The organism is Dyella sp., from assembly GCF_051954575.1.
Classification (GTDB): domain Bacteria; phylum Pseudomonadota; class Gammaproteobacteria; order Xanthomonadales; family Rhodanobacteraceae; genus Dyella_B.
Map to the genome: position 1 here is coordinate 140,229 of NZ_JBQCHP010000028.1, position 17,151 is coordinate 157,379.

Genomic DNA, 17,151 nt, shown 5'->3' on the forward strand with positions numbered 1-17,151 from the left:
ACACAGATACATAACCTTGTGGGCGCCAAAAATGGCTGGCCGTCATTCCCGCGAAAGCGGGAATCCATGTTGACCTTGGCAAAAGCGAAGATGGATTCCCGCTTTCGCGGGAATGACGGCTTAGAACATTGAGCCTCCAAGAGAGCTTTAAAATCCGACGTTCGCATCACAAGGCTACTTCCCTATGCCGCAACTCTCCGTCGTCGTGCCCGTTTTCAACGAACGCGACAACATCCCTCCGCTGCTCGCCGAAATCGCCACCACCCTGCGCGGCAAGCTCGATTTCGAAATCATCTACGTCGATGACGATTCCAGCGACGACAGCCGCGCGGTGCTTGAGGCCCAGAAGGCCAGTTATCCGGAACTGCGCGTGCTGCATCACGTTACGCGCAGCGGCCAGAGCACGGCGGTGTGGAACGGCGTGCGCGCCGCGCGTGCGCCGTGGATCGCCACGCTCGACGGCGACGGCCAGAACAACCCGGCCGACATCCCCAACCTGCTTACGGCGCGCGATGCGGCCGGCGCGGACGTGAAGCTGTTCGCCGGCTGGCGCACCACGCGGCGCGACAGCTTCAACAAGCGCATCTCCTCGAAGATCGCCAACGCGGTGCGATCGCGCATGCTGCGCGACGCCACGCCTGACACGGGCTGCGGCCTCAAACTGTTCGAGCGCGACGTATTCCTGCGCCTGCCTTACTTCGACCATATGCACCGTTATCTACCGGCCCTGGTCAAGCGCGCCGGCTTCCAAAGCCAGAGCGTACCGGTGGGCCACCGTCCGCGCACCGCCGGCACTTCCAAGTACGGCATGCTCGATCGCCTGTGGGTAGGTATCGCTGATCTGCGCGGCGTGGCCTGGCTGATGCGTCGCGCCAAGGTGACCCAGGTCGAGGAAGTTTAAGGCAACACTGATCAAGTATCGCCGTCGTCACCCGCCCTGTCTGTTCGCAGGCCACAGGGACGTCGGCGAAGGCAGACTGGCGCATCGTCGAGCCGGGTACCTGCGGCATGCGGACAGACAGGGCGGGCCCCAACATGTTGAATTCAAGGTGATGGGGTGATGTCTGGAAGGCCCGCAGGGTGTGCCGCGCGGCTTGGCAAGACGGCCAGTCTTCCCGGCGCCACGCAACACACCCTGCGAGCCTTCCAGACATCATGACGACGGCGATACTTGATCAGTGTTGCCTTAATCACGCCACCTGGATAGCGCGGGCGTATGCTTGATGGACATCGCCCTTGAGGAGGCTGTCCGTGAGCATCGCTGTCAAACGCGTCTACGAGCCCGCCGCCAAATCGGATGGCTATCGCGTACTGGTCGACCGGGTGTGGCCGCGCGGTTTGAAGAAAGAAGACGCCAACCTCGATGCCTGGGCCAAGGAGCTCGCGCCGAGCACCACCTTGCGCAAATGGTTCGGACACGAACCCGCACGTTGGGAGGCTTTCCGCCATCGCTATGCGACCGAACTGGATGCCCAGAAAACCTTCTGGCAGCCGCTGGTGACCAAGGCGGAGCGCCACCGCGTGACCTTGCTGTTCGGCGCCAAGGACGAAGAGCACAACCAGGCGGTGGCGCTGAAGATGTATCTGGACAATTGGATGAAGGCGAACGGATTGCGCTGAAATGCGGTCGATTTACCTCTGAGGCTGTATACCTCACCGTCATTCCGGCTTTCGCCGGAATGACGACAAGGCATGGTCTGACCCTGTGGAAAATGGCGTAGATCGCGCGATGGTGAGCAAAAAGCTCAACGCGGCGACGGATGCCACGACTCCAACGCCGCCCGCATCTTTTCCCGCCCCAGCTCGATCAACTCGCGCGCACGATAGAACGCATACGCACTGGACACGTTGCGCGCCAGCTGCACCAGCAGATCCGGCTGATACGCCGCCAGGCGCAGGCGCGAAAGATTGGCCTGCATCAGGTCCATCGATTGCCCGAGCAGCTCCAGCGCGCCGGGCTCATGCGCTTTGCCAGGTTCCAGCGCGCGCAGTTCGCTGGGCAGGAATCGTCCCAGCAAGCGGCCAATGCCGCCCCTGGGTTTCGTATCGCCCGCGGAAATCTCCACCGGCAGATTCGTTTCGGCGGGGCCATCGATGCTGACCGCGATGACATAGTCGGCCGGCTCGCGAATCAGCGGCGTTACCGGCACCGGATTGAGCAAGGCGCCATCCACCAGCAGGCGTCCGTTGATCAGGTGCGGACGGAACAAGGTGGGAATTGCGATCGACGCACGCACTGCATCGAACAGCGAGCCACGCGTCAGCCATACCTCGCGTTCGCGCTCCAGATCGGTGGCGACCGCGGTATAGGCGATCGGCAGATCCTCGATGCGCACGTCGCCGACCAGTTCGAGCATCGCGCCAATGATCTTCTCGCCCTTGATCAGGCCGCCCCCGGCAAAGGAGAACGACCAGTCCACTAGCTTCAGCACGTCGAACTTGTCCAGCGAGCAGACCCAGTCGCGATAGATATCCAGCTTGCCAGCGGCGCGAATGCCGCCGATCAGCGCACCCATCGAACAGCCGGCGATGGCGACGATCTCGAAACCCTGCGCTTCCAGCTCCTCGATCGCACCGATATGCGCCAGGCCTTTCGCACCGCCGGCGCCAAGCGCCAGCGCCACGGTGGGCTTGCGCGTGGGAAGCTTGTCATCGCCAATGCGCGAACCAAGTTCGATGGACGGAGTGGCGGGCATGGACGGTGCGTGTTCGCTGCTCTATTGATAGCCGGTAAGCGCCAACTGCAGCATGATCTTCATTTCTTCGCGCAGCGGCAGCGGTGCGACGATTTCCGCATCCGGACCGTACTTCAGCACGTCCATCAGTAATTCGCGTGAATTCGAATACGGCAGCTGCAGTTCGTAGCGCCCGTCCGGCAGCCACGTACCCTTCTGTTGCGAATGCCAATGCTCGTCGGCCACCCAGCGCGCCGCGTGCGCGGAGAAACGGATGGTGGCCCAGGCCTTCGGCTTGCCGGCGAAGATGCCGTAGCTGGAAGCGAGCAGCTCGTTGAGATCGTTTTCCGCCACGTCGCGCGCTGCTTCGTCCAGTGCGTGCGGATCGGCGATGCGATCCACGGCGAAGCTGCGCAGGGCTTCGCGATCGTGATCCCACGCATCCAGGTACCAGTTGTCGCGGTAATGCGTCAGCCGCTGCGGCGACACCGTGCGCTTGCTTTCATTGTTGGTGGTGCGCGCGCGGTACAGGAAACGCAGCTGCTTGCGATCCAGCACCGCGCCGGCGGTGATGCGGAACACCTGCTGGTCGAGCTTGCGCTCGCCCCAGGGAATCACGCGGATGCGCTCCACCGGCAGGGCTTTGCCGCTGGCGCGGTCGGACAGCAGATGTTCGATGCGCGCCTTGAACGGCGCGAGCGCACCGGCCAGCACCCCGGGGCCGCTGCGTCCGATCAGCTCGTTCAGCGCCAGCAGCGCGGCCAGTTCGTCCGAGGTGAGCCACAGGCCCGGCAGTTCGAACCGCTGACCTTCCGTCGCTTCGTAGCGGAAGGCGGCGTGCTCGCCACCGGCGCTTTCGATCGGCGCACCCAGCGCGTCGCGCAGGAAGGCGATGTCCCGGTAGAGCGTGGCGCGCGAGCATTCGAGCTCGTCCATCAGCCTGGGCAGCGGCACCGGGTAATGCGCCGATTTCAGCAGGCGGTGCAGGGTGAGAATGCGCTCGTAGCGATCCATGTCGAGGTTCAGCAGGGGAGTCTGCGTAGCATGGCCATGCTGCGTGACGCCCGCAAGCGTGCCGCGGGGCCTTTCCGCGGCGATGTGCCTCGACGCGGCGGCGTCCGGCCTGTCACGAGCGGGCCGTAAGATCGGTCCAAATTATTCACAAAGCATTCAAGCCGCTCCGTTAAAGTGGCCTGTTCCAACAGCTTTTTAACATTGGACGATCCCCGCGATGAAAACCCTGCTGATGACCGGCCTCGCGCTCGCCGCCCTGGCCACCTTCACCGCCCAGGCCCAGGACACGTCCTCCGGTACCCAGACCAGCTCCGGCACCTGGACAGGCTCGGGCGAACTGGGCTTCGCCTCCACCACCGGCAACTCGCGCTCGCAGAACGTGAACGCCAAGCTCAACCTGAGCCAGGAAACCGACCAGTGGAAGAACAGCTTCTTTGCCGACTGGTTGCGTTCCAAGGGCCAGGTCACTGTGACCAACGCGCAGGGGCAGGCGGTCAAGCAGTTCGACACCACTGCCGATCGCTACGATTTCGGCGCCTCGGCCGGCTATAAGCTGGACCCGCGCAGCTACATCGTGGCCGCCGGCCGCTATGAACACGACGACTTCGCCGCCTACCGCTGGCAGGGCACGGTCTCGCTCGGCTACGGCTACATGGCGCTGAAGACCGACCGCACCCAGCTCTCCTTCGAACTCGGCCCCGGTTACACCGAATACCAGCCGGCCACCGGCACGCAGACCATCAACGGCGTCACCGTGCCGCTGAAGGAACCGCGCCAGAGCCAGGTGGTGGCGCGCGGCCTGGTCAACTACAAATACCGCATCACCGAAAACACCGCCTTCGACGATACCTTCCTGATGGAAGCGGGCAGCAAGAACGCCTACCTGCAGAACGACGCCGGCCTTGCGGTAAGCATGACCAAGAAACTGTCCATCAAGGTCGGTTTCCAGGTGCGCCACAACACCAACGTGCTGCCGGGCATCCGCCACACCGATACGCTGACGACGACCAATATCGTCTACAACCTCTGATCGTGTAGCGGCGCTCTCGCGCATCCAAAAACCCCTTCGTGTGTGAGCACGGAGGGGTTTTTGTTTGTGTCGTGTTGGCAGACGTTCGAAGCGACCGAAAACAATGCGTACCTTCGGCTTCCCTTCTTACTTTCCAAGCAGCGCCGCTGCGCCTTGCGCCAACAGCGCCTGGGCTACCTCATTGCCAAGCCTGGCCGCATCGCTGCCATCACCCGAGGCTTCCGCCTGCAACAGGCGCCCGCTCGAAACATCGCCCACCATTCCACACAAATGCAGGCCGCGCTCGGTCACCGTGCACCATGCGCCGACCGGCACCGTGCAACTGCCGCCCAAAACCTGGTTCATTGCGCGCTCGGCGGTGATGGCCAGGCGGGTATCGGCGTCGTCGAGCACGGCGAGGGCTTCGAGCACATCGGGCTGATCGGAACGCGCTTCAACCGCGATAGCGGCTTGGCCCGGAGCGGGCAGCCAGTTGGGTGCGCTCATGCGGCTGCGGATGCGCTCGTGCAGTCCCAGGCGTTCAAGGCCGGCGCAGGCGAGGATGATCGCTTCGTAATGCCCGGCGTCGAGCTTCTGCAAGCGAGTGCCGACGTTGCCGCGCAGGTCGAGCAATTCCAGGTCGGGCCGCACGGCGCGCAACAGTGCCTGGCGGCGCAAGGATGACGTGCCAACGCGCGCACCCAGCGGCAGCGCGGCCAGGTCGGCGTAGTCGTTGCTGACGAACGCATCGGCAGCATCGGCGCGCGGCAGGATGGCGGGCAGGGCGAAGCCGGGTTCCAGTTCCGCGGGCACATCCTTGAGCGAATGCACCGCCAGATCCGCGCGACCTTCCTGCATCGCCACCTCCAGTTCCTTGAGGAACAGCCCCTTGCCGCCGACCGTCGCCAGCGACCGGTCGAGGATTTCGTCGCCGCGCGTGGTCAGTGGCACCAGCTCCACGCGCAGGCCCGGATGCGCCGCGCGCAGCAGGCTGGCCACGTGTTCGGCCTGCCACAGGGCGAGCGCGCTCTTGCGGGTGGCGATGCGTAGCAGGGACGGCGACATGCGGGCTCCGGAATCGACAGCTGCCGCCATTGTCGCGCACTTGAGGATGTTCTGATCTATTCCCGCACCCGACATGACGTCCAGAAGGTCCGCGGGCTGCGTTGCGTGGCGCAGGGCAGACCGGTTATCTGTTCAAGCCGCGCGGCGCGCATATCGTGCGGTGACAGTGTGTGGAATAGATCAGAGCATCCTTAACCTTCGCGCAGCAGCTTGCGCAAGGCAGGCAGGTTGCGCCGGCTGACTTCCGGACTGAAATCGGTGCCGGCCAATCGCGCCAGCACGCGGCCATCGGCCAGCGTCTTGAGGCCGACCAGGCGATGCGCCGGCACCAGGCAGTTGCGATGCAGGCGGATCAGGTCCGGATAGGTTTCCTCCAGCTGCCGCAGCGAGTCGTCGAGCAGCAGCTGATCGCCGGCGCGATGCGCCACCACATATTTCTCTTCCGCCAGCAGGCAGATCACCTCGTCCAGCGCGATGCGCACCGGCTCGCCGCGCACGCGCGCATGCAGCCAGCCGGCGGGCTCGCGTGGTTGCGCATCCAGGCGCTGGCGCACGCGCTTGAGCGCATCGCGCAGGCGTTCGACGCGCACGGGTTTCAACAGGTAATCGGCCGCTCCCAGGTCGAACGCATGCACGGCGTGGGCTTCATAGGCGGTGCAGAACACCACCTGCGGACGTGCGCGATTGGCCAGCCGTGCGGCCAGGGCCTTGCCATCCATGCCAGGCATGTTGATGTCCAGCAGCAGCAGGTCGGGCTGCGTCTGCGACAACGCTGCCAGCGCCGCTTCGCCGTCGCCCACGCTGCCGACCACTTCCACCTCCGGACATTCCCGCAACAAGGCGTCGAGGCGCGCCCGTGCCAGCGGTTCGTCGTCAACGATCAGTACGCGCATGGCAGGAGCAACTTCACCACAAAACGATTCCCCTGGGGACCGGCTTCCACACTCGCCCGTGGCCCGAAATGATACGTCACGCGCTGGCGCACATTGTTGAGGCCGTGCCCGCTGCCGCCGGTGGTGGGCTGGTCGGCGAGCGGATTGTCGATCTCGATGCGCAGCATGTTCCCTTCGCGCATGCCGCGCAGGATGATCTCGCCGCCTTCACGCAACGGCTGCACGCCGTGGCGCACGGCGTTCTCCACCAGCGGCTGCAGCAGCAGCACGGGCATCGGCGCGTCCAGCGGCAGATGGTCCAGCTCGCGCCGCACGCGCAGGCGTTCGCCCAGCCGCAATTGCTCGATCGCCAGGTAGCGATCGACCAGTTGCAGTTCCTGGCCGAGCGTGCCGCTATGCGCATCGTCCTGGCCCAGCGCTGCGCGGAACAGCTCGGAAAGATCCTCCACCGTGCGCTCCGCCGCGGCCGGGTCCACCCGCACCAGTGCCGCCACCGTGTTCATGCTGTTGAACAGGAAATGCGGACGAATGCGCGCCTGCAGCGCTTCCACCTTCGCGTGCGCCACCGCCGCCAGCCGCGCCTGCCATTCGGCCAGCACGTAGAAGTAGCGCAGCATCGCCGCGCCCAGCAGCGCGGCAATCGCCGCGTTGTTGCGCACGAAGCTGGGTGAATCGCCCGGAATCAGTTGCATGTCCAGCGCGCTGTCCATCCACCGTGCCAGCACGCTGCCGACCACCACGATCAGCACCATCACCAGCCACACGCCCGCATACGGCAGCAAGCCCGGCAGGCGCAGCAACCACGGACGCAGCTTGCACAGCGCCACGCCGATCACCATCGCCACCCATTCCACGAACAGCATGCCGACACTATAGCCACGCCAGCCGCGCGTGCTTTGCGGCGCGAGCCAGGCCAGGGTCACGCACAGCGCGCCGACGATCAGCAGCGCGGAAATGACCGGCAGGCTGCAGAAGTCCGGCAGCGGACTGCGCGGTTGGGCGGACGGTTTGGTTGCGACCCCTGGCATGCGCGCAGTATGCCCGCTGGGATGGGGTTTTTCAGCGCAGGCGCGCACCGATCCAGCGACGCAGGTCGGCAACTTCCTCCGGACATACCGCATGCGGCATCGGATAGGTATGCCAGTCAACCTGGTATCCCAAGGCTTCCAGCGCGGCGCGCGATTCCACGCCCCGCTGCAAGGCCACCACCGGATCGTAAGTACCGTGTCCCCAGAAAATCGGTACGCCGGCGTTCGACGCACTGCGTTCCGCGGCCAGCGTGTGGGCGATGGGCAGATACGTCGACAGCGCAATGATGCCCGCCAGCTTCTGCTCATGGCGCAGGCCCGCCGCCAGCGCGATCGCGCCGCCTTGCGAAAAACCGGCGAGCAGGATGCGCTCGCTCGGCACGCCGCGCTCCTGCTCGCGGGTGATCAGCGCCTCCACCTGCACGATGGATTCGCGCGTGCCTGTTTCATCCTGCCGCGAGAGCAGATCGAAACCGTAGATGTCATACCAGGCCCGCATCGCCATGCCGTTGTTGATCGTCACCGGACGCACCGGCGCATGCGGGAACACGAAGCGGATGGCCGGCCATTCCGGCATCACCAGCTCCGGCACGATCGGCGCGAAGTCGTGGCCGTCCGCGCCCAGGCCATGCAGCCAGACGATGCTGTAGACGGGGTTGGCGGCGGTTTCGATTTCGAGGGCGGGGAGCAGGGACATGGCGTGCTGGCAAAGTGAAACGAAGCGGCATCGTAGCAGCTACGCGCTTGAACCCCTCTCCCTCCGGAGCGCGTAGGTTGGGGTGCAAACCCCAACATTGCCATGCTCGGGTGCATCCGGATGTTGGGGTTTTGCACCCCAACCTACGGGCATCACGCGGCCGTGTCTTGCGCCAACAACGCCAAGGCCCGCTGATGCGAGGCATGGATCGTATCGCGCTCCGGCACGCTTCCGGTGGCGACACATGCCAGCCACTCGTCGGTGCTCAGCACGGCAGCGAACCGCGACTGCTGCACCACGCCGTACACGCGATGGATTTCCTCGGCGCTGGCGAAGCCCACGCGATTGGCGTAGGGCACACTGCCGGAAGCGTCGTGCAGGAATTCCACCTCAAGGCCGCGATCGAATGCATGCTTGACGGTGGTGTCGTCGCAGTTGTGCGTCATGTAGCCGACCACGCTCAAGATGTCGATCTTATGTTCGGCCAGCCAGTCGGCCAGGTCGGTACCCGCGAAGGCGCTCGGCAGCAGTTTGCGTTGATAGTGATCGTGCGGGCGCTTGGCCACGGTCTCGTGCAATTCCCAGCCGTAGGTGTCGAGGGCGAACAGCGGCGCATCCGCGGGCGAGGTCTGCTGGATCACGATCACCGGAATGCCGGCAGCGCGGGCACCGTCCATGGCACGGCCGATGTTGTGCAGCGAGCTGTTCACGGGCGGGTATTGAATCTTCAGTCCACCGGTGACGTATTCGTTCTGCACATCGATCACGATCAGTGCACGACGCGGAGTGGTGTGGTTCATGGCTACAGTTCCTTGTGAAATAAGGTGAGCACATCTTCCACTTTCGGCGCCACGGCGAGCAGTGGCCCGATTGCCATTTAGCGATAGAATCGGGCCAAGTCGCAGGAGAGCGTTGCACATGCAGCCCATCAAAGTCGCCGTGGTCGCGTTCGACCGGATTCGTCCGTTCCACCTGTCCGTACCTTGCGCCGTGTTCGGCGAAACCGAAGCACAGCCCTTGTTCCAATTGCGCGTCTGCGCAGCCGAACCTGGCCCGTTGCGCACGAGCGCGGGTTTCGACGTGGCCACGCGCCATGGCTTGCGCGAGCTGGCGCGGGCGGACGTGATCGTGGTGCCCTCCTGGCGCGATCCGCATGAGCGCGCACCAGAACCGCTGCTCGCCGCGCTGCGCCGCGCGCACCAACGCAGCGCCACCCTGGTCGGGCTCTGCCTTGGCGCCTATGTGTTGGCCGAAGCCGGTGTGCTCGACGGCAAGCTCGCCACCACGCACTGGCGCTGGACGGAGCTGTTCCGGCAACGCTTTCCCAAGGTGCGGCTCGATCCGGACGTGCTGTATGTCGACCAAGGCAACGTCGTCACTTCCGCCGGCACCGCCGCGGGCATCGATTGCTGCCTGCATGTGGTGCGGCGGCAGTACGGCGCGGACGTCACCAATCGCATCGCGCGCAACCTGGTCGTGCCGCCGCATCGCCAGGGCAGCCAGGCGCAATACATCGAACAGCCGGTGCTGAGCCGCGCTACCGATACGCCGCTCACCAAGACCCTGCATTGGGCCACGCGCCATCTGGACCAGTCGCACACGCTCGATTCACTCGCCGCGCGCGCCTTGATGAGCCGGCGCAGCTTCACGCGTCATTTCCGCCAGCACACCGGCACCACGGTCGGTCAATGGTTGTTGTCGCAACGGCTAAGCCTGGCGCAACGCATGCTGGAAACCACCGACCAGCCGATCGAACGCATTGCAGAATGCGCGGGCTTTGGCACGGCGTTGTCGATGCGGCAACATTTTGGTGCGGCGTTCCATACCACGCCGTCGATGTACCGGCGGGAGTTTCGGGGTGCCTGACGGCTCACCGCGTCGCCAACCCCAACTCATGCGCGCTTGCGTACGCGGCCAGCGTGGCGGCCAGAGCGAAGACGGGCAGGCAACGCAGCAAGGACGACATGCCGTAATCCCTAAGAGAACGCGGGACTAAGCAGACTATATCCCGCGCCTTTCCGGCGAAACGGGACCATTGGCGCTTGTCATGTGTACGCGCTTGGCTATGCTGGCGAATTTTCGACTTCCGGAAACTTCTCATGCGCCGACTGCTGCTCGCCGGCCTTACCGCGTTTGCCGTACTGCCTGCGGCAGCGGGCACCGCACCCAAGCTTGACCTGGAAACCATCATGGCCAATCCGGACTGGATGGGCCACGAAGTGGAAACGCCGTATTGGAGCGTGGACGGCCGCAGCCTGTACTATCGGCTCAAGCGCGATGGCAGTCCGGTGCGGGATCTGTACCGCGTCGATCCTGCGCGTGGCGCAAGCAGCAAGCTGGACGCCGCCGCCACTGCGCATGCGGAAGGCCCCGCCGTCTACGACCGCGCGCATCGCTATGCGGCGTACATCTTTCATGGCGACGTGTTCCTGGTGGAACTGGCTAGCGGCCGGTGTACGCAAGTCACGCGCAGCAGCCTGCCCGAATCCTCGCCGCGCTTTTCCGCCGATAGCCGCACGCTGCAATTTCGCGAGAGCAACAGCTGGTATGTCTACGACATCGCCAGCGGCGTTACCGCGCCGGTCGCGGTGCTGAAGTTCGCCGATGATCCGCAGGCCAAGAAGCCGGATGCGCTCGGCCAGCAACAGTTGGATCTGTTCAAATCACTGCGTGAAGACAAGGCGGACAAGGACGCGCTGCACGCCAACGAACAGGAACTGGCCGCCGCCGATCCCTCGCGGGCGCCGCAGCCGTTCTACCTCGGCGACAAGCAGCAGCTGGCCGATGCGGAACTGTCGCCCGATGGCCATTGGATGCTGGTAGTGACACAGCCTGCGCATCATGACGACGGCAAGGCGCCCAACGTCATCCACTTCGTCACCGATACCGGTTACACCGAAACCGAAGCGGCACGCACCTATGTCGGCCGCAACGATCCGGCGCCGCAATCGGTGTTGTTGCTCGACCTGGTTGCGCACAAATCGTATCCGCTTTCGACCGACAAGCTGCCGGGCATCAAGGACGATCCGCTGCAGGCGATCCGCGCCAAAACCATCGCGCAACTCCAGCAAGCCGGCAAAGGCGATGACGCCAGGGCCTTGAAGGCGCCGGACGTGCGACCGGTCACCTTGTACAGCATGGACAGCGGCAGCGCTGGCATCGTGTGGACCGACGACGGCCGCAACGCCGCGCTGGAATTCCTCGCCATCGACAACAAGGATCGCTGGATCGCCAGCGTCGACTTCACGCACCACACGCTGGTGCCACAGCATCGGTTGCACAACGACGCCTGGATCAACTGGATCTTCAACGAGTTCGGCTGGCTCAAGGACGGCCGCACGCTGTGGTACCTGAGCGAAGAAAGCGGCTATTCGCAACTCTACATAAAGCCGGTCGATGGCGCGACGAAAGCCCTGACCTCCGGCAAGTTCGAAGTGAGCCAGCCGCAGCTGTCCAACGACGGCAAATGGTTCTACCTGCGCACGAACAAGACCGCGCCTTACAGCTACGACATCTACCGCGTGCCTTCCAACGGTGGCGAGCTCAGTCGCATCACGCGCTACGGCGGCATGGACCAGTTCGTGCTGTCGCCGGACGACACGCAACTGGCGGTGCTGCACTCTTCCGCTTATGTATTGCCGCAACTGGCCGTGCAGAACGTCGACGGCAGCGCGCCGCGCGAATTTACCCACACCATGAAGCCCGGGTTCACTGCCTATGCGTGGATCGAACCGAAGATCGTGGAAGTGCCGTCTTCGCATGGCGCCGGCGTGATCTACGCGAAGTATTACGGCCCGGCAGATGACACCGCCGCGCCGGCTTCGCGTCCGGCCGTGCTGTTCGTGCACGGCGCCGGCTATCTGCAAGACGTAAAGCAAGCTGCGACCTATTACCAGCACGAGCAACTGTTCAACAACCTGCTGGTGCAGCAAGGCTACGTGGTGCTGGACATGGACTACCGCGCCTCCGAAGGCTACGGCAGCGCGTGGCGCACGGCGATCTATCGCCAGATGGGTCATCCGGAACTGGAAGACCTGCTCGACGGCAAGGCCTGGCTGGTGAAGAACCATGGCGTCGACCCCAAGCGCGTGGGCATCTACGGCGGCAGCTATGGTGGCTTCATGACCGAAATGGCGCTGCTGCGCGCACCCGGCGAATTCGCCGCCGGCGCGGCGCAGCGTCCGCCGTCGGACTGGGTGACCTACAACGCGCCGTATACGTCCGACATCCTCAATGATCCGCAGCTCGATCCGGAGGCGTACAAGACTAGTTCGCCGATCACGTACGCGGAAAACCTGCGCGATCCGCTGTTGATCAACCATGGCCTGATCGACGACAACGTGCTGGCCAGCGATTCCATTCGCCTGTACCAGCGCTTCGTGGAACTGCACAAGAAGAACTTCTGGATCTCGCTGTATCCGCTGGAGCGGCATGAATTCGAGCATGCCGATGCGTGGTATGACGAGTATCGGCGCATCGATGAGTTGTTCGAAACGTGGGTGAAGCCGGCACGTTGATGCCGTCTCGCGTTGGACGCGTAGGTTGGGTTACCTCCGGATCAAGTCCGGGGTAACCCAACGTGTCACATGTCACGTCTCATTTATCGCTGTCCTTGCCATCCTTACGCCCTGCGGCAATCTCCGTCGCGGCGCGCTCCAGAATCGCCACTACGCGCTGCGCTTCGGCTTTCCAGTCACCGCCGTGCATCAGCACCGCGTGCTTGAGCGAATGCATCGCCTTACGCACCGTCATCGGCACCGACAGCTTGGCGAACATCCGTGCGCTTTCGCGCGTGCGCTCGATGATCGCCTCGACGGTGGGGCGGTTGGCGTCCAGGTACGCGCGGCCTTCGATGGTGATCGCATACAGCTTGCGCCCGCCTTGCTCGTTCTCCACCGAGGCGTGGCCCATTTCTTCCAGCATGGTCAGGGTGGGGTAGATCGCGCCGGGGCTGGGCGAGTACTGGCCGAGGAACATTTCCTCGATCGTGCGGATCAGCTCGTAGCCGTGGCGCGGTTGCTGCTCGATCAGCGCCAGCAACAACAGCTTCAGGTCGCCGTGGCCCAGCAGGCGGCCTCCGCCACGCCGTGCGCCGCCTTGCATATCGCCCCAATCGCCGAAATCGCCGTGCTGCCCGAACCCGCCATGCCGGCCGCGCCGGCCATGGAAATCGTAGGCCTCGTGGTCGAACCCGCCGGCTTCACGCCAGCCTCCGCAGCCGCCGTCATGATGCCGATGCATGAAGCGATGGAACAGGAAGTGCCTGTGCATGATGAACTCCGATATATCGAAATGACGGTTGAAACGATATATCGAAAATGTATCGGAGTGCAAGCGGCAGCCCGATGGAGCGGAAATACCCAGCTTGTCGAATTTCCCGATCTCTATCCGTCGTTCCCATAGGGCCAACCTCCGGAGGAACGCAGCATGACCCAGAACCCCACCCTCGTCCCCGCCGCCGAACTGGTGAAGCGCAACAATGTCACGCAGCCGAACGAAAGCGCCGAGTACCGCCGAGCACGCAACGAACTGCTGCGCGAAGAGATCGAACTGCGCCGCCACATCGAACGCGTCGCCGCCATGCGCCGCAGCTTGCCGCCTGGCGGCGAAGTCATCGGCGACTACCGTTTCGAAGGCGAAAACGGTCCCTGCGATTTCGCCGGCCTGTTCGGCGACAAGCAGACCCTGGTCGTCTACAGCTACATGTTCGGCCCGCAACGCGAACGTCCGTGCCCGATGTGCACTTCGCTGCTCAGTGCGTGGGAAGGCGAAGCGCGCGATATCGAGCAGCGCATCGCCCTGGCCGTGGTCGCACGCTCGCCGATCGACAGATTGCTGGCATTCAAGCGCGAACGCGGCTGGCGCGATCTGAAGCTTTATTCCGATCTCAACGGCAACTACAGCCGCGACTATCACGCGATCGAGCCGGACGGCAGCGACATGCCGGAAATCAACGTGTTCACCCGCCGCGATGGCACCATCCGCCTGTTCTGGGCCGGCGAAATGGGCTTCGATACCGCCGATCCCGGACAAGACCCGCGCGGCGCGCCCGATCCGATGCCGATCTGGACCGTGCTGGACATGACGCCGGAAGGACGCGGCACGGATTGGTATCCGAAGCTGGCGTATCCATCCTAAGGTTTGGCCTGCGTGTGCGCGGCGATGCCACGGAAGGCCAGCGCCGCGGCCAGCAGCAGCAGGCCCAGCGCGATCCATGCGGAGCTGTGCAGGCCGCTGACCACCTGCGCATTGTTGTCGCCGGCCAGCGAACCGAACAGCGCCACCCCGATCGCGCCTGCGGCCTGGCGTGCCGAATTGAGCACGCCTGAGGCCGTACCCGACGCCTGCTTGTCGACGGCCGAAAGCACGGTGGTGGTCATTGCCGGCACGCCCAGGCCCATGCCGCACGGCAGCAACGCGAAGGCCGGCAGCATCAGCAGGTAGGCGCTGTGCGCATCCAGCGACAGAAACAGCAGGAAGCCCACCGCATCGATCAGCGCACCCAGCACCATCGGCCAGCGCGCGCCGATGCGTCCCACCAACCATCCGCTCAATATGTTGATGCCGAAGAACGTCGCGGTCAGCGGCAGATAGGCCAGGCCCGTGCGCAACGCGCTGTAGCCATGCACGCGCTGCAGATAAAGGCTGAGCAGGAACACGATGCCGTAGTAGGTGAGATTGACGATCACGCCGTACACCACCGCCACGCTGAAGCCTGGCGCGCGGAAAAACTTCAGCGGCAACATCGGCGCCGCACTGCGTGACTCCGTCCGCACGAACAATGGCGTGGCCACCAGCGCCACCGCCGCGCAAGCGAGCACCAGCGGATGCGTCCAGCCCAGCGGCTTGGCTTCGACCACCGCCATGGTTACGCCGGTCAGCGCGAGGATCGCCAGCAATTGACCAGGCGCATCGAAGCGGCCGTCGCGCGCCTTGCGCTCGGTTTCCGGCACGCGCCAGGTCAACCATGCGCCCACGGCCGAGATCGGCAGATTGACGAAAAAAATGCTGCGCCAGCTGGTGAAGCTCATCAGCAAGCCGCCGAGGATCGGTCCCGCCGCAATCGAAATGGCGCCCGCGGCGGTCCACCACCCTACGGCGCGCGCGCGCACGGCATGCTCGTGCGCGGTCGCATGGTTGAGCAGCGCCAGCGAACACGGCAGCATCGCCGCCGCGCCGATTCCTTGCAACGCGCGCCCACCGATCAGCATCGCCGCGTTCACCGAACATCCGCATAGCGCAGATGAGAATGCGAACAACGCCATGCCACCCAGGTAAACGCGCCGCGCACCGAGGCGATCGCCGAGATAGCCCATGCTCAGCAACAGCACTGCAAACGCCAGCGCGTACGCATCCACCACCCACTGCAAACCCGCCACGCCCGCATGCAGCTCGCTGGAGATGCGCGGCAACGCCACGTTGACGATGGTGACATCCAGCTGCACCAGCGCAAAGCCGAAGCTGGCCGCCACGGTCACCCGCGCGATGCTGCGTTGGAAGGCGTGCTGATCCATGTCGAGGGACTGCTGAAAAGCAGCACCTTATGCCATGGAGGGGATGGATGTTTCGTGGAAGAGCGAAGCATTCGTACTTGTGCGTGAGATTCGTTGAACCTCAACGCAGGCCAGTACGTTCCCTCCCCTACGTGTAGTAGGAGAGGGTTAGCGTGGGTGAAGTAACCTCACGATGCATTTCAACGATGCGGCAAGCTCGACAACCCCACCCCAGCCCTCCCCTGCACGCAGGGAAGGGCGTCATTTCCCGCGTAACTGCAACTACGGCGCGTTCACAAACGCCTTCCATGCATTGACCAGATTGCCCGCATTCACCGAACTATGCATTGGCGAAACTCCAGCCCAGCCGGAAAACAACTCGCTACATTCGGTTTACATCAATCCACCCCGCGCAGCCGCGCCACCATGCCCACCGAAGCGATCAACGCGCGCGAAAGCAAACGCATGTCCACCGGCATGTAAGGCCGCCGCACATCCAGCAGCAAGGCGATGCGTGGCTCGTCGCTGTGATTCCACACTTCATGCGGATAGGTATCGTCCCACAGCAGGTGCTCGCCATTGCCGATGCGATAGTCGCGATCGTTGAGTGCAAGTACGGCGGCCGGCTGGCCTTGCGCGTCCACCGGCACCGACAGTCCCAACTGATACCGCAAGATGCCGCGAAACGGTCCGCGATGCCGAGGAATATGCTTGCGCGGTGCCAGAAACGACAATGTGGCCGAAAGGACATCCGGCGATGCGGCAATAAGTTGCGCCAGCGTCGGGCAGGCAGCGAGGTTCTTCTCGACATTCGCGCCGTACACCTTCAGCACGAATACGCGCCAGTCGCGGCCGTCGTTGGCGGAAATGGGCATCTGCGCCGGCATGATCTCGTGAAAGCGTGGCACCGCATGCAGGCGCGTGGCGATCGCCTGCGCTTCCTCGCGCAGCGCCGGCCACGCGTGGGCGAACTTGCCGGCGTCGGGAAAATAGCGGGCGGCATCCAGCACCGGCGGCGTGTCGATGCGTGCATCGTAAAGCCGGCGCACTACGTTGGCTGACAGGTCGTACAGCAGGCTCATGCGGGCGATGCCTTGTCGCAATACATTCGGTGGCGTCCATGTCGGTAATGGTCTCGACGCGACGTATGCTCCGGCGTTCGGGGGCGGCGGCGCGTGAAGATCGTTATCACGAGGAACGGTCAATGCCCACGGCTGTTGACCCGAGCGGCCTATAAGCGCGCCGCTGGCCGGTGGTATGGTGGCGCGCTGCTGCGC

At 64.3% G+C, this 17,151-nt stretch carries 16 protein-coding genes; 6 read left to right on the plus strand and 10 right to left on the minus strand.

All coding sequences use genetic code 11. From position 1 onward, the window contains the following. Positions 1 to 184 precede the first annotated feature (184 nt). Positions 185 to 901 carry a glycosyltransferase family 2 protein gene (locus ACTHNE_RS03950; protein WP_324947336.1) on the plus strand — a complete coding sequence of 239 codons (717 nt, stop codon included), beginning with the start codon at positions 185 to 187 and terminating at the stop codon, positions 899 to 901. Positions 902 to 1,251: 350 nt separating this feature from the next. Beyond that, positions 1,252 to 1,620, plus strand: a complete 369-nt coding sequence (locus ACTHNE_RS03955) for a DUF488 domain-containing protein (protein WP_324940740.1) — start codon at positions 1,252 to 1,254, stop codon at positions 1,618 to 1,620. Between the two features lie 125 nt (positions 1,621 to 1,745). Here ACTHNE_RS03955 and ACTHNE_RS03960 read toward each other — a convergent pair whose 3' ends face one another. Together ACTHNE_RS03960 and ACTHNE_RS03965 are read right to left on the minus strand one after the other, a co-directional pair. Beyond that, a complete protein-coding gene (locus ACTHNE_RS03960; RefSeq protein WP_324940743.1) occupies positions 1,746 to 2,696 on the minus strand; it encodes a patatin-like phospholipase family protein in 951 nt (316 codons plus the stop codon). Positions 2,697 to 2,717: 21 nt separating this feature from the next. After that, positions 2,718 to 3,689, minus strand: a complete 972-nt coding sequence (locus ACTHNE_RS03965; protein ID WP_324940746.1) for a helix-turn-helix transcriptional regulator — start codon at positions 3,687 to 3,689, stop codon at positions 2,718 to 2,720. A 217-nt stretch (positions 3,690 to 3,906) separates the two neighbouring features. Between ACTHNE_RS03965 and ACTHNE_RS03970 the strand changes: the two genes are divergently transcribed. Continuing rightward, positions 3,907 to 4,719 carry a DUF481 domain-containing protein gene (locus ACTHNE_RS03970; protein WP_324940749.1) on the plus strand — a complete coding sequence of 271 codons (813 nt, stop codon included), beginning with the start codon at positions 3,907 to 3,909 and terminating at the stop codon, positions 4,717 to 4,719. A 126-nt stretch (positions 4,720 to 4,845) separates the two neighbouring features. Here ACTHNE_RS03970 and hemC read toward each other — a convergent pair whose 3' ends face one another. The 5 genes from hemC to ACTHNE_RS03995 form a co-directional block, all read right to left on the minus strand. Continuing rightward, positions 4,846 to 5,763, minus strand: coding sequence for a hydroxymethylbilane synthase (hemC, locus tag ACTHNE_RS03975; RefSeq protein ID WP_324940752.1), 918 nt, complete (start codon positions 5,761 to 5,763; stop codon positions 4,846 to 4,848). Between the two features lie 191 nt (positions 5,764 to 5,954). Continuing rightward, positions 5,955 to 6,656 (minus strand): LytR/AlgR family response regulator transcription factor, encoded by a 702-nt coding sequence (locus ACTHNE_RS03980; protein ID WP_324940754.1) that lies wholly within the window; start codon positions 6,654 to 6,656, stop codon positions 5,955 to 5,957. Next, complete coding sequence (locus tag ACTHNE_RS03985; RefSeq protein ID WP_324940757.1) at positions 6,644 to 7,684, minus strand: sensor histidine kinase; 1,041 nt, start codon at positions 7,682 to 7,684, stop codon at positions 6,644 to 6,646. The genes ACTHNE_RS03980 and ACTHNE_RS03985 overlap by 13 nt, the downstream gene beginning before the upstream one ends. A 31-nt stretch (positions 7,685 to 7,715) precedes the next feature. Beyond that, positions 7,716 to 8,381: an alpha/beta hydrolase gene (locus tag ACTHNE_RS03990; protein ID WP_324940760.1), complete on the minus strand. Its 666-nt coding sequence runs from the start codon at positions 8,379 to 8,381 to the stop codon at positions 7,716 to 7,718. A 152-nt stretch (positions 8,382 to 8,533) separates the two neighbouring features. Then, a complete protein-coding gene (locus ACTHNE_RS03995; RefSeq protein WP_440268607.1) occupies positions 8,534 to 9,181 on the minus strand; it encodes a cysteine hydrolase family protein in 648 nt (215 codons plus the stop codon). Between the two features lie 118 nt (positions 9,182 to 9,299). On the opposite strand from ACTHNE_RS03995, the gene ACTHNE_RS04000 reads away from it, so the two are divergent. Beyond that, positions 9,300 to 10,247, plus strand: a complete 948-nt coding sequence (locus ACTHNE_RS04000; RefSeq protein WP_324940766.1) for a GlxA family transcriptional regulator — start codon at positions 9,300 to 9,302, stop codon at positions 10,245 to 10,247. Positions 10,248 to 10,480: 233 nt separating this feature from the next. Next, complete coding sequence (locus tag ACTHNE_RS04005) at positions 10,481 to 12,898, plus strand: S9 family peptidase (RefSeq protein ID WP_440268608.1); 2,418 nt, start codon at positions 10,481 to 10,483, stop codon at positions 12,896 to 12,898. Positions 12,899 to 12,977: 79 nt separating this feature from the next. Here the strand turns inward: ACTHNE_RS04005 and ACTHNE_RS04010 are convergent, their stop codons facing one another. Beyond that, positions 12,978 to 13,652 carry a PadR family transcriptional regulator gene (locus ACTHNE_RS04010; protein ID WP_324940772.1) on the minus strand — a complete coding sequence of 225 codons (675 nt, stop codon included), beginning with the start codon at positions 13,650 to 13,652 and terminating at the stop codon, positions 12,978 to 12,980. A 156-nt stretch (positions 13,653 to 13,808) separates the two neighbouring features. Between ACTHNE_RS04010 and ACTHNE_RS04015 the strand changes: the two genes are divergently transcribed. After that, positions 13,809 to 14,519, plus strand: coding sequence for a DUF899 family protein (locus ACTHNE_RS04015; RefSeq protein WP_324940775.1), 711 nt, complete (start codon positions 13,809 to 13,811; stop codon positions 14,517 to 14,519). Here the strand turns inward: ACTHNE_RS04015 and ACTHNE_RS04020 are convergent. Next, positions 14,516 to 15,895 carry an MFS transporter gene (locus ACTHNE_RS04020; RefSeq protein WP_440268609.1) on the minus strand — a complete coding sequence of 460 codons (1,380 nt, stop codon included), beginning with the start codon at positions 15,893 to 15,895 and terminating at the stop codon, positions 14,516 to 14,518. The genes ACTHNE_RS04015 and ACTHNE_RS04020 overlap by 4 nt on opposite strands. Positions 15,896 to 16,272: 377 nt before the next feature. Next, positions 16,273 to 16,956: an aspartyl/asparaginyl beta-hydroxylase domain-containing protein gene (locus ACTHNE_RS04025; RefSeq protein ID WP_324943293.1), complete on the minus strand. Its 684-nt coding sequence runs from the start codon at positions 16,954 to 16,956 to the stop codon at positions 16,273 to 16,275. Positions 16,957 to 17,151: the final 195 nt, after the last annotated feature.